This window comes from Streptomyces koelreuteriae, from assembly GCF_018604545.1.
Lineage (GTDB): Bacteria > Actinomycetota > Actinomycetes > Streptomycetales > Streptomycetaceae > Streptomyces > Streptomyces koelreuteriae.
On record NZ_CP075896.1, the window covers coordinates 7,257,419 to 7,269,579 of the forward strand.

The window sequence follows — 12,161 nt, forward strand, 5'->3', positions numbered from 1 at the left end:
CGTGTTCAACCGGAACCGATGCCTGCGGCAGGTGGCGGCCATCGCGTCCATATCGTCCCTTCTCGCCGGGTGTGGCGTGTTGTCGTCCGACACCCCGGAGGACGAAGGGCCGATCGTCGTGGGCACCACCAGTGCGCCCAGCACGCTCGATCCCGCGGCGTCGTGGGACAGCTCCTGGGAGCTGTTCCGCAACATCTACCAGACGCTGCTGAGCTACCCGACGGGCGCGAGCGAACCCCAGCCGGACGCCGCCGAGCAGTGCGGCTTCAGCGACTCCTCGAACCAGGTGTACCGCTGCGAGCTGCGCGAGGGCCTGAAGTTCTCCAACGGCGACGCGCTCGACGCGCAGGCGGTCAAATACTCCTTCGACCGGATCCGCAAGATCAACGTCAACGGCGGCCCCGCCGGTCTGCTGGGCAGCCTCGAACGGGTCCAGGCGCCGAACGACCGTGAGGTGATCTTCCACCTCAACAAGCCCGACGCCACCTTCCCGTTCGTGCTCGCCACCCCCGCGATGTCGATCGTCTCCCCGCAGGCCTACCCGGAGGGCTCCCTGCGCAAGGAGAACGACGCCGTCGGGTCCGGGCCCTACACGCTCGACTCGTACGAGGAGGGCAAGGAGGCCGCCCTCGTCCGCAACGACGGCTACAAGGGCTACGCGGAGCGCCGGAACGACGCGGTGACCATCCGCTACTTCCAGGACTCCGGCGCCATGGTCAAGGCCCTGCGCGACGAGCAGATCGACGTGACCTACCGCGGTCTGGCCGCCGGCGACGTCGTCGACCTCCAGGGCAAGTCCTCCAAGGAGGAGGAGATCCAGCTCGTCGAGGGCACGGGCACGGACATCAACTACCTGGTGTTCAACCCGAAGGACTCCTGGGCCAAGCGCAAGCCCGTGCGCCAGGCCATCGCGCAGGTCGTCGACCGGGCGGCGATCACCCACAAGGTCTACAAGGACACCGTCGACCCGCTGTACTCCATGGTCCCCAAGGGCCTCACCGGCCACACCACGGGCTTCTTCGACGACTACGGCGACCCCGACGTCGACAAGGCCCGCGAGATCCTCAGCGACGCGGGCATCAACCAGCGCGTCCCGCTCACCTTCTGGTACACCAGCGACCGCTACGGCTCCGAGACCGCCGGGGAGTTCAAGGAGCTGAAGCGCCAGCTCGAGGACTCCGGCCTCTTCACGATCAACCTGAAGAGCCGCCCCTGGAAGACGTACGTCGAGGGCTACCAGAAGGGCGAGTACCCGGTCTTCGGACGTGGCTGGTTCCCCGACTTCCCCGACGCCGAGAACTTCATCGCGCCCTTCGTCGGCGAGCAGAACGCCCTCGGCACGCCCTACCCGGCCCCCGAGATCACCGGCGACCTGCTGCCCCGGTCGCGCCGCGAGAGCGACCGCGCGAACGTGGAGAAGGAGTTCGAGGAGGCCCAGCGGATCCTGGTGGACGACGCGCGCCTGCTGCCGCTGTGGCAGGGCAGGCAGTACGTGGCCGCCAGCCGGGACGTCTCGGGCGCCGAGCGCGCCCTGGACCCGTCGACGATCATGATGTTGTGGGAGCTGCACCGCAAGACCGCCTGGTAGACGGGTCGGTCCCGGGCTTCGCCGGGCACGTTGTCAGTGGTCGCCTGTAGGTTCTGAGGCCTGGAAGTGACCGCACATCGTGAGGACGTTGACGTGACCGACACCGCCATGCTGCCCGAGTCCTGGCGCGGGGTTCTGGGCGACGAGCTGCAGCAGCCCTACTTCAAGGAGCTGACGGAGTTCGTCGAGGAGGAGCGGGCGAAGGGTCCCGTGCATCCGCCGCGCGAGGAGGTCTTCGCCGCGCTGGACGCCACGCCGTACGAGAAGGTGAAGGTCCTGATCCTCGGTCAGGACCCCTACCACGGCGAGGGCCAGGGGCACGGGCTGTGCTTCTCGGTCCGGCCCGGTGTGCGGATCCCGCCGTCCCTGCGGAACATCTACAAGGAGATGCACCAGGAGCTGGGCGCGCCGATCCCGGACAACGGCTATCTGATGCCGTGGGCCGAACAGGGCGTCCTGCTGCTCAACGCGGTGCTCACGGTCCGGGGCGGCGAGGCCAACTCGCACAAGGGCCGCGGCTGGGAGAGGTTCACGGACGCCGTGATCCGCGCGGTCGCCGACCGGCCCGACCCGGCGGTGTTCGTGCTGTGGGGGAACTACGCGCAGAAGAAGCTCCCGCTGATCGACGAGTCGCGGCATGTGGTGGTCAAGGGCGCGCACCCGTCGCCGCTGTCGGCGAAGAAGTTCTTCGGCTCGCGTCCGTTCACGCAGATCGACGCTGCGGTGGCCGCGCAGGGGCACGAGCCGATCGACTGGACCATCCCGAACCTGGGCTGAGGCGGGCGGCGTACGGCGGGGTCCTCCTCCCGGAAGGCCCCGCGCGTACGGACCGGCCTGAGCCGGATCGCCTTCGTCTCCGGCTAGCGTCGGAGGATCAGCCGGCGAGTGCGCGGAGGGCGTGGCGATGGAGCGACAGGAGCAGACGGCGCCGGACACCGTGCTGACGCGGATCGGGCAGGTCGTCATGCTGCACCACGCAGGGGACCGCGAGGAGGCCCGGCACCGGTTCCTGGACCTCTGGGCGGAGATCGGGGAGCACGGCGATCCCCTGCACCGCTGCACCCTGGCCCACTACCTGGCCGACACACAGGACGACCCCGGGGACGAACTGGCCTGGGACCTGCGCGCGTTGACGGCGGCGGAGGAGACCTCCGAGGACGGGCTCCCCTCCGGCGAGGCGGTGCGCGCGTTCTACCCCTCCCTGCACCTGAATCTGGCCGAGGACTACCTCAGGCTCGGCCAGTGCGACGCGGCCCGCACCCATCTGCGACGGGCCAGGGCTGCGGCCGCCGCCCTCGCCGACGACAGGTACGGCGACGGCGTGTGGGCCGCCATCGAGCGGCTGGAGTCCAGGCTGGACGAAGGCGGCGGCGGGGCGTGGACACCGCCGAGGCAGCGGCCCTGAAGGAGTGAGCCGGTCAACGCCGGTATGTGTCGCGGCAGATGGTCGCCTGCGGGCTGTCCGCCGGCCACCCCCCGTAGCGCGTGCCCAGCGCGCACACGTCCGCGTTCTTCGGGACGTTCTTGCGGACGTCCTGCCCTACGGACTCCGGGACGTCGGGCAGCTCGGCGGCGGGTGGCCGCTGTGGGGTGCGCTGGGCCGGTGCCCGGCGTTCCGGGCGGGCGGGGCGCGGGCCGGTGTCGCGGGAGCCGGACGGCGGTTGTCCCTGCTCCGGTGAGGCCGCCGGGGGCGTGGCCCGCCGGGACGCGGTCGGGGCCGGCTCCGGGCGGCGGGACCCCTCGATGAGTTCCAGGGCCTCCCGGGCCGGTGCCTGCACGACCTGCTCCTCCGGTCGGGGCGGCGACGGCCGGGACGGAGCCGTCGGTGGCTCGGGAACGGGAGGATCCTGGACCGTCACACAGCCGGAGAGGGCCGAGACCGCCACGGTCACCAGGAGCGTCGCTGTGGTCGTCGTTCGATGCACCCGCGCAACTCTGGTGCGTCCGGCCCCGGGTGGGACAGCGGACGGGCGGAGGATGCCCCGCACGGGTGATGTCCCGCCCCGTACGGAGGTCGCCGGTGGGCCGTGGGTGACGTCAGTCGCCGGTCGAGCCGTCGAGGCGCTCGCGGATCAGATCGGCGTGGCCGTTGTGCCGGGCGTATTCCTCGATCATGTGGGTGTAGATCCAGCGCAGGTTGAACTGCTCGCCGGTGCGGCGGTGCTTGCCCTCGGAGAGATCGTCCAGGGCGAAGCGGGCGGCGTTGCGCCGGGCGGTCTCGATCTCCGCCTGCCAGGTGGCGAACGCCTCCTGGTAGGTGTCCGACTCGGTCAGATGGAACTCGCCGTCCTGGTCCTCGTCGCTGTAGTAGATCGGCGGCGCGTCCTCGTTCGTCAGCACCTTGCGGAACCAGCCCCGCTCCACCTCCGCCATGTGCCGCACCAGCCCCATCAGGGACAGTTCGGAGGGCTCCACGGAGGCTGTCCTGAGCTGCTCGTCGCTCAGGCCCTCGCATTTCCAGGCGAGAGTATTGCGGTGATAGTCGAGCCAGCCTTCCAGCATGGTGCGTTCGGCGGCGTCGGTGGCGGGTTCGGTGCGCTCGATGGTCATGTCCGCATCCTTTCCCAACTCGCCCGCACCGCCCAGGGGTTTTCAGCCCCCGAGCATCCCCGCGAGCAGCTCCCGCAGCCCGGCCCGTACCTCCTCCAGGCTCGGCGTATCGGAACCGAACGACCCCGCGACGCAGCTGAACATCAGCCCGTCCGCCCAGGCGATCAGCGACAGTGTGTGCCGGGCCGGGTCCGTCGAGCCCATTCCCGTGACCAGGGCGGTGAGCTGGTCCCTGAAGCGGGCGCCCGTCGCGTCGAAGTAGGCCCGCAGTTCGGGGCGGCGGGTCGCCTCCAGGGCCAGTTCGTAGCGGGCGAGCGTGAGGGCGCGGTTGCTCGTCAGGGCGCGGTGGGTCGCCAGGGCCAGGGCGTCCGTGAGGGAGTCGGTCCCGGACCGCGGGTCCGGCATCTCGTGCAGGGCCAGCACCCGGGCCTCGCGGTCGGCCAGGCGCCGCACGGCCAGTTCCAGCAGCGCTTGCCGGGTTCGCGCGAGGTTCGACGTGGAGCCCTGGGGGAGTCCGGCCGTCTCGTCGACCGCCCGGTGGGTGAGGCCCCGCATTCCGCGCTCGGCGAGCAGGGCGAGGGCGGTGTCGGCGACGAGGTCGGCGCGGGAGGGGCCGGTGGTGCGTACGGACATGGGCTCACGCTACCCGTCTCACTACGGCTGTAGTAAAGTCGAGAGGGAACTACAGATGTAGTCGACGCGGGTTCGAGGAGGAGCCATGGCACAGCCGAGGCGGGCCGTCGTGATCGGCGGCGGTATCGGAGGCCTGACCGCGGCGGCGGCTCTGCACCGGCGCGGCTGGCAGGTCACCGTGCTGGAGCGCGCCCGCTCGCTGGAGCCGGTCGGCGCCGCCATCTCCCTGGCCCCCAACTCCCTGCGCGCACTGGACGTCATCGGCCTCGGCGAGGAGATCCGCGCCCTCGCCGCCTGGGCGGGGGACGGCGGGCTGCGCACCCCGTCCGGCCGGTGGCTCTCGCGCTCCTCGGCCGACGCCGCCGCCGAGCGCTTCGGCGGCCCTCTCGTGCTGCTGCCTCGCGCCACCCTCGTCGAGCGCCTGGCCGCACAGCTCCCGCCGGACGCCGTCCGCACGGACGCCGCCGCGACCCTGGCCGACAGCGGCGACCCTGGCCGACCCGCCATGGTCAGGACCGCGGACGGCGAGTTGGAGGCCGACCTGGTGGTGGGCGCAGACGGAGTCCGGTCCGCCGTACGCCGGGCGCTCTTCCCCGGCCACCCGGGGACGGTGTACTCGGGGTTCACCACCTGGCGGGTCGTGATCCCCGTCCCCGGTGCCGAGTTCGCCTCGCACGAGACGTGGGGGAGGGGCTGCATCTGGGGCACGCACCCACTCAAGGACGGCCGCGTCTACGCCTACGCCGCCGCCATGACACCCGCCGACGGACACGCGCCCGACGACGAGAGGGCCGAGCTGCTGCGCCTCTTCGGCGACTGGCACGACCCCATCGCCGCCGTGCTCGCCGCCGCCCGCCCCGACGACGTCCTGCGCCACGACGTCCACCACATCGCCGAGCCCTTGCCCGCCTACCACCACGGCCGCGTCGCCCTCGTCGGCGACGCCGCGCACGCCATGCCCCCGACCCTCGGCCAGGGCGGCAATCAGGCCATCGAGGACGCGATCGTCCTCGCCCACCACTGCGACGACCTCCCCGCCTACACCGCGGCCCGGCTTCCCCGTACGACCGCCGTCGCACGGAAGGCCGTGAACGTCGCCCGCCTCAACCTCATGACCAGTCGCGCCGGGATCGCCGTACGCGACACGGCCGTGGCCGCGCTGTCGAAGGCCGGGCCTGCCCTGTTCCTGCGCGGCTTCGACGGCATCGCCGACTGGCGGCCCCCGCAGCCGCCGTATGCTTCCGGGCAGACACCGGCAGGCAACCGTTAGAGGAGAACACCCCGTGAAGGTCGGCTGCATCGGACTCGGCGACATCGCGCAGAAGGCCTACCTCCCGGTCCTCGCCTTCCAGCCCGGGGTCGAACTGCACCTGCAGACCCGCACGCCCGCCACCCTCGACCGGGTCGCCGACGGCCTCCACATCCCGCGGGAGCGGCGCCACACCACCCTCGACTCCCTGCTCGGCCAAGGACTGGACGCCGCCTTCGTGCACGCCCCGACGCTCGTGCACCCGGAGATCGTGACGCGGCTGCTGGAAGCGGGCGTACCGACGTACGTCGACAAGCCGCTCGCCTACGAACTCGACGACTCCGCACGGCTGGTGGCGCTCGCCGAGGAGCGGGACGTGAGCCTCGCCGTCGGGTTCAACCGGCGCTACGCCCCCGGCTACGCGCAGTGCGCCGACCATCCGCGCGAGCTGATCCTGATGCAGAAGAACCGCATCGGGCTGCCGGAGGAGCCGCGCACGATGATCCTCGACGACTTCATCCATGTCGTCGACACCCTGCGATTCCTGGCGCCCGGCGAGGTCGACGACGTGACCGTGCGCGCCCGCGTCCGGGACGGCCTGCTGCACCATCTGGTGCTCCAGCTCGCCGGGGACGGTTTCACGGCGCTGGGGGTGATGAACCGGCTCAGCGGTTCGGCCGAGGAGATCCTCGAGGTGTCCGGGCAGGACACCAAGCGGCAGGTGGTCAACCTCGCCGAGGTCGTCGACCACAAGGGGCAGCCGACCGTCCGGCGGCGCGGCGACTGGGTGCCGGTGGCGCGGCAGCGCGGGATCGAGCAGGCGGTGCTTGCGTTCCTGGACGCGGTCCGCGCGGGGAAGGTGCTCAGCGCCCGGGACGCGCTGGAGACCCATGAGCTGTGCGAGCGGGTCGTACGCGCGGTTCAGGAGCGGACCGCCTGAGCCGCAGGGACCGTACGCCCTCGCCGGCGACCCAGGCGGCGAGGATCAGCAGGGCCGCGTACACCGTCCAGTCGCCGAGGCGGACATAGGGCGTCGTGCCGTGCGCGAGCGGCACCTCGTAGACGTGCGCGGCGGACGCGTCCGTCCCGAGCCACGGCCCGATCCGCTGTCCGCTCGGGCCGTAGACGGCCGAGACACCCGTCAGCGTCGCGTGGACCATCGGACGGCCGGTCTCGGCGGCCCGCAGCGCGGCCAGTGAGGCATGCTGCTCGGGCGCCCAGCTCTGCTGGAACGTGGACGTCGACGACTGGCCGATCAGCACGTCGGCGCCTTCCCGGGCGAGGTGGCGGGTCATGTCCGGGAAGGCGGTCTCGAAGCACACCATCGGCCCGACGCGCAGCCCGTTCCCCACGTTCATCACGACCGGCTGGGTGCCGCGCCTGCGGTCCTCGCCAGCCGCCTTGCCGACGGAGGTGGCCCAGCCGAGCAGGGAGCGGGCCGGGACGTACTCGCCGAACGGCACGAGCCGCATCTTGTCGTAGCGCTCGCCGGTCAGGCCGTCCGGGCCGGCCAGGATCGAACTCTTGTAGATGCCGGGCTTGTCGGAGCGCCGGGCGTCCACGTTGACCAGGATGCCGGCGTCCGTCGCGCGGGACAGCGCCGCGAGCCGCCGGGCGAGGTCGGGCCGGTCCCCGAGGTCGAAGCCGACGCTGCTCTCGCCCCAGACGATCAGGTCGACGTCCTGCCCGGCGAGCCGGCGGGTGAGCTGTTCCTCCCGGTCGAAGCGGCGGTCCGCGCTCTTGCCGCCGTCGACGACGCCCGGCTGGACCACGGCGATCCTGACCTCGCCGTCGATGTCCGGGCGGGGCGAGAAGGCCCAGGCCGCCGAGGTGGCGGCGGCCGTGGCGACGAGACCGGCCACGGCGGGCACCCGGGCCCGGCGGACCGCCACCAGGACGGCCACGGCGACGTTGACGGCGACGACCAGGAAGCTCAGCAGCCACACCCCGCCGACCGAGGCGAGCCGCAGTGCCGGTTCCACCTCCCACTGGCTGGAGCCGAGCATCCCCCAGGGGCCGCCGAGGCCCTGCCAGGAGCGGACCAGCTCGATGGCCAGCCAGCCGGAGGGCAGGACGAGGAGTGCGGCCGCGATCCGCCGCCGCGAGGGCTCGCCCGCCAGCAGCCGGTGGGCGAGCCGGCCCCACAGGGCCCACAGGGCGCCGAGCAGCGCGGCGATGACGAAGGTGAAGACGTGCAGGAAGGGCAGCAGCCAGTGGTGCATCGCCAGCATGAGGCCGAAGCCGCCGCACCAGCCGTCGTACGCCGCCCTCTTGCCGGTGGGCGCGGTGCGCAGCAGCAGGAGCCAGGGGACCAGGGCGACGTAGGCCCACCACCACAGGGACGGGGCGGGATAGGCGAGTACGGGAAGGGCGCCCGCGAGCACGGCGGCGGCCGAGCGCCGCCAGGGGGAGGCGAGCCAGTGGCCGAGCGTCTTCATAGGCGCCTCCTACCCCGCTGGTGCCTCCAGTGTGCGCCCTGCGGACGATCTAGGACAGCGGACGCCGGGTCAGTTGACCACAGGTGTCTTCTGCCGCTCGGGAAGGCGCCGCCACTTCTCCTGGACGACCACCGCGCCCAGTCGCCAGCCGTCGCCCGTGCGCAGCAGGGCGAAGGAGTACCGGCCGCCGCACACGAAGTCCGGTGCGGGGCCCGCGGTGGCCATGGGGTTGACGTAGTCGGCCCGGACCTGGGCCGTGTCGCCGGTGTCCTGTTCCCAGATCCCGAAGCGGACCCGCCGGTTGACGATCAGGTGCTGGCGCATGGTGAACAGCCGCATGCTCTCGGCGAGCCAGGCGGCGACCGCCGTGGCCTCTCCCTCGATGCCGCCGGCCGAGCGGTAGTCCGCCCGCCCGTCGGGCACGAACAGGCCTCGGTATGCCTCCCAGTCGCCGTCGTCGACCGCCACCGCGTAGTCGGTGATCAGTTCGTCGACGGCCAGCCGGTCTCTCACGGTAGCGAGCTCCACGCGCTGCGTCATCGGCTCAGTGTTGGGCATGGAGGGGGTGGAGCCAAGGGGTGTGACGAAACGGGCTGCTGAGTGGGAGTGGCGAGGGCGGGGAGCCGGGGCGATCAGGCCGCTTCGACGACCTCGCCGCGGATCGCGGCCGCCCACTCGACGACCAGGAATTCGTACTCCGCGCGCTCCTCGGCGGACAGCTTGCCGCCCGTGCGCAGCCACAGCGCACGGATCTCCTCGTTGACCTCGGCAGCGGACCGCACGGAACCAGGGATCGAGAAATCGGGGGACATGCGGACAGCCTAGGGGCACCCACTGACAGACCGCTACCGGACGGCTACGGGAACGCTATGCGGTTGGTCACGAGACGCGGCTCACAGGCCGCGGGGTCAGCCCGCCGACTCGGCCGCGTGCGGGCTCAGCTCACCCATCGACACGAGGACGATGATGAGGATGCCGAGGGCGATGCGGTAGTAGACGAACGGCATGAAGCTCTTGGTCGTAATGAACTTCATGAACCACGCGATCACCGCGTATCCGACCGCGAAGGCGATGACCGTCGCGAAGACCGTCGGACCCCACGAGACATGGCCGCCCTCCGTCGCGTCCTTGAGCTCGAACAGGCCGGAGGCGAGCACCGCGGGGATGGCGAGCAGGAAGGAGTAACGGGCCGCGGCCTCACGCGTGTAGCCCATGAACAGGCCGCCGCTGATGGTGGCGCCGGAGCGGGAGACGCCCGGGATCAGGGCCATGGCCTGGCAGGCGCCGTAGATCAGTCCGTCCCGGACGCCGAGGTCCTCCAGGGCCTTGCGCTGCTTGGGCGCGCGGTGGCGGCCGCTCTTCTCGTCCCGGGCGGCGAGCCGGTCGGCGATGCCCAGGACGATGCCCATGCCGATCAGCATCGTCGCCGTGAGCCGCAGATCGCGGAACGGTCCTTCGATCTGGTCCTTCAGCGTCACGCCGAGCACGCCGATCGGGATCGAGCCGACGATGACGAGCCAGCCCATCCGCGCGTCGGGGTCGCCGCGCAGCTCCTTGTTGGTGAGCGAGCGCGTCCACGCGGACAGGATCCGCCCGATGTCCTTGCGGAAGTAGATCAGCACGGCGGCCTCGGTGCCGATCTGGGTGATCGCCGTGAAGGCCGCGCCCGGGTCCTTCCAGTCCAGGAAGGCCGCCGTCAGCCGCAGATGCGCGCTGGAGGAGACGGGGAGGAACTCGGTCAGCCCCTGGACGAGTCCGAGGATGAGTGATTCGAACCAAGACATGAGGTAACGGAGTCCAAGTGCCGATGCGGGACGGACGACGGGCACACCCGTCCGACGTATGAGATGACCGTGGGATCAGGTGCGCCGAGGGGGAAGCGTAGCGTCCCCGGATGAACCCCTGGGACGCAGGGGTTCGGCAGGCGCTCCGCGGGGGCCGGATCAGGCCGCCGTCGGGCCGGTCACCGTCCAGCCGGGCGCCTGGGGGCGGGCCGTGAGGTCCTCGTGGCGCACCTCGTCCCCGCAGGCCCGGCAGGTGACGGCCGGGGCGAGCGCCCGGCCGCAGGAGTGCTCGAGGATCATCGGCCGGTCGCCGTCCGTCCGCAGATGGCGGTCGCCCCACGCCATCAGCGTCATCAGCACGGGCTCCAGCTCCAGTCCCGCCTGCGACGGCCGGTACTCGAAGCGCTGCGGGCGCTCGCTGTAGGGCTGCCTGGTCAGGATCCCGGCGTCGACGAGCCGGCGCAGCCGGGTGGCGAGGATGTCGCGCGGGGCGCCGATGTTGCGCACCAGCTGATCGAAACGGCCGTTGCCGAGGCACACCTCCCGCAGTACGAGCAGGGAGTACTTCTCGCCCACGAGCGCGAGGGTGTCGGCGATGGAGCAGGGGCGCGGGTCTTTGCTGGCGGCCATGGATCCCAGTCTAGGAGAGGGTTGGATTTTCCAACCCACCAGGTTACGGTGAGTTCGGATTTCCTACTCACTGGTAGCCCCGGTGGTCCGGGGCAGTCATGGAGGCCCGCACCATGCGTGACGCAGTCATCGTCGAAGCCGTACGCACCCCGATCGGCAAGGGCAAGGGCAAGGAGAACGGCGCCCTCGCGCACGTCCACCCCGTGGAACTGCTCGCCCACACCCTGCGCACCCTCGTCGAGCGCTCCGGCGTCGACCCGGCGCTGATCGACGACGTCATCGGCGGCACCGTCGACCAGGTCGGCGAGCAGGCCATGAACACCACCCGCTACGCCGTCCTCTCGGCGGGCTTCCCCGAGTCGGTGCCCGCGACCACCGTGGACCGCCAGTGCGGCTCCTCGCAGCAGGCCGTGCACTTCGCGGCGCAGGGCGTGCTCTCGGGCGCGTACGACCTCGTCGTGGCCTGCGGGGTCGAGTCGATGAGCCGGGTGCCGATGTGGTCGAACGTGCCCCCGGGCAAGGACCCCTTCGGCCCCGGTGTCGCCGAGCGGTACCCCGAGGGGCTCGTCCCGCAGGGCATCAGCGCCGAACTGATCGCCGCCCAGTGGTCGATCGGCCGCGAGCGGATGGACGCCTTCGCGGTCTCCTCCCACCAAAAGGCCGCCGCGGCCTGGGAGAACGGGCTCTTCGACGCGGAGGTCGCGCCGCTGGAGGGCGTCACACGCGACGAGTGCGTACGGCCCGGCAGCACCACCGAGATCCTCGCCGGGCTCAAGCCCGCCTACTACGACCCCGCTTTCGCCGAACGCTTCCCGCAGATCGAGTGGAACGTCACGGCGGGCAACGCCAGCCCGGTCAACGACGGCGCCTCGGCGGTGCTCATCACGTCGAGCGAGATCGCGGCCCGGCTCGGACTGCGCCCGCTCGCCCGGCTGCACAGCTTCGCCGTCACCGGCTCCGACCCGCTGCTCATGCTGACCGGCGTCGTACCGGCGACGGAGAAGGTGCTGCGCAGGGCGTCGCTGGCCCTAGACGACATCGACCTGTTCGAGGTCAACGAGGCGTTCTCCAGTGTCGTACTGGCCTGGCAGCAGGAGACCGGCGCCGACCTCGCCCGCGTCAACGTGCACGGCGGGGCCATCGCTCTCGGCCATCCCCTCGGCGCGAGCGGCACCCGCCTGACGACGACGCTCGTGCACGCGATGCGGGAACGGGGCGCGCGGTACGCGCTGCAGACGATGTGCGAGGCGGGCGGGCTCGCCAACGCCATGGTGCTCGAACGGGTGTGA

The 12,161-nt window shown here is 71.6% G+C and carries 14 protein-coding genes; 6 read left to right on the forward strand and 8 right to left on the reverse strand.

Annotated features, from left to right (window positions below; translation table 11 throughout):
• Position 1: 1 nt before the first annotated feature.
• The 3 genes from KJK29_RS32730 to KJK29_RS32740 all read left to right on the forward strand — a co-directional run bounded on the left by KJK29_RS32730 (position 2) and on the right by KJK29_RS32740 (position 2,993).
• Entirely contained in the window at positions 2–1,588 is a 1,587-nt protein-coding gene (locus KJK29_RS32730) for an ABC transporter substrate-binding protein (protein ID WP_215122764.1), read from the forward strand.
• Positions 1,589–1,681: 93 nt separating this feature from the next.
• Positions 1,682–2,365: a uracil-DNA glycosylase gene (locus tag KJK29_RS32735; RefSeq protein WP_215122765.1), complete on the forward strand. Its 684-nt coding sequence runs from the start codon at positions 1,682–1,684 to the stop codon at positions 2,363–2,365.
• Positions 2,366–2,492: 127 nt separating this feature from the next.
• Positions 2,493–2,993 carry a hypothetical protein gene (locus tag KJK29_RS32740; RefSeq protein WP_215122766.1) on the forward strand — a complete coding sequence of 167 codons (501 nt, stop codon included), beginning with the start codon at positions 2,493–2,495 and terminating at the stop codon, positions 2,991–2,993.
• A gap of 13 nt (positions 2,994–3,006) precedes the next feature.
• Here KJK29_RS32740 and KJK29_RS32745 read toward each other — a convergent pair whose 3' ends face one another.
• The 3 genes from KJK29_RS32745 to KJK29_RS32755 all read right to left on the reverse strand — a co-directional run bounded on the left by KJK29_RS32745 (position 3,007) and on the right by KJK29_RS32755 (position 4,771).
• Positions 3,007–3,513 carry a hypothetical protein gene (locus tag KJK29_RS32745; protein ID WP_215122767.1) on the reverse strand — a complete coding sequence of 169 codons (507 nt, stop codon included), beginning with the start codon at positions 3,511–3,513 and terminating at the stop codon, positions 3,007–3,009.
• Between the two features lie 112 nt (positions 3,514–3,625).
• The gene (locus KJK29_RS32750; RefSeq protein WP_215122768.1) at positions 3,626–4,138 is read right to left on the reverse strand and encodes a DinB family protein; all 513 of its coding nucleotides are present in this window, start codon (positions 4,136–4,138) and stop codon (positions 3,626–3,628) included.
• A gap of 42 nt (positions 4,139–4,180) precedes the next feature.
• Entirely contained in the window at positions 4,181–4,771 is a 591-nt protein-coding gene (locus KJK29_RS32755) for a TetR/AcrR family transcriptional regulator (RefSeq protein ID WP_215122769.1), read from the reverse strand.
• 85 nt (positions 4,772–4,856) lie between these two features.
• Between KJK29_RS32755 and KJK29_RS32760 the strand changes: the two genes are divergently transcribed.
• On the forward strand, positions 4,857–6,041 hold the full coding sequence (locus KJK29_RS32760; RefSeq protein WP_215122770.1) for an FAD-dependent oxidoreductase: 1,185 nt from the start codon (positions 4,857–4,859) through the stop codon (positions 6,039–6,041).
• A 13-nt stretch (positions 6,042–6,054) separates the two neighbouring features.
• The gene (locus tag KJK29_RS32765; RefSeq protein WP_215122771.1) at positions 6,055–6,960 is read left to right on the forward strand and encodes a Gfo/Idh/MocA family protein; all 906 of its coding nucleotides are present in this window, start codon (positions 6,055–6,057) and stop codon (positions 6,958–6,960) included.
• On the opposite strand, the gene lnt is transcribed toward KJK29_RS32765, so the two are convergent.
• The 5 genes from lnt to KJK29_RS32790 form a co-directional block, all read right to left on the reverse strand.
• Entirely contained in the window at positions 6,884–8,458 is a 1,575-nt protein-coding gene (gene lnt, locus KJK29_RS32770) for an apolipoprotein N-acyltransferase (protein ID WP_215122772.1), read from the reverse strand. The genes KJK29_RS32765 and lnt overlap by 77 nt on opposite strands.
• A 69-nt stretch (positions 8,459–8,527) precedes the next feature.
• Positions 8,528–8,998: a nuclear transport factor 2 family protein gene (locus KJK29_RS32775; RefSeq protein ID WP_215122773.1), complete on the reverse strand. Its 471-nt coding sequence runs from the start codon at positions 8,996–8,998 to the stop codon at positions 8,528–8,530.
• A gap of 92 nt (positions 8,999–9,090) precedes the next feature.
• A complete protein-coding gene (locus tag KJK29_RS32780; protein ID WP_215122774.1) occupies positions 9,091–9,270 on the reverse strand; it encodes a hypothetical protein in 180 nt (59 codons plus the stop codon).
• A 96-nt stretch (positions 9,271–9,366) separates the two neighbouring features.
• Positions 9,367–10,242 (reverse strand): undecaprenyl-diphosphate phosphatase, encoded by an 876-nt coding sequence (locus KJK29_RS32785; RefSeq protein ID WP_215122775.1) that lies wholly within the window; start codon positions 10,240–10,242, stop codon positions 9,367–9,369.
• 159 nt (positions 10,243–10,401) lie between these two features.
• Complete coding sequence (locus KJK29_RS32790; protein WP_215122776.1) at positions 10,402–10,872, reverse strand: winged helix-turn-helix transcriptional regulator; 471 nt, start codon at positions 10,870–10,872, stop codon at positions 10,402–10,404.
• A gap of 113 nt (positions 10,873–10,985) precedes the next feature.
• On the opposite strand from KJK29_RS32790, the gene KJK29_RS32795 reads away from it, so the two are divergent.
• Positions 10,986–12,161, forward strand: coding sequence for a thiolase family protein (locus KJK29_RS32795; protein ID WP_215122777.1), 1,176 nt, complete (start codon positions 10,986–10,988; stop codon positions 12,159–12,161).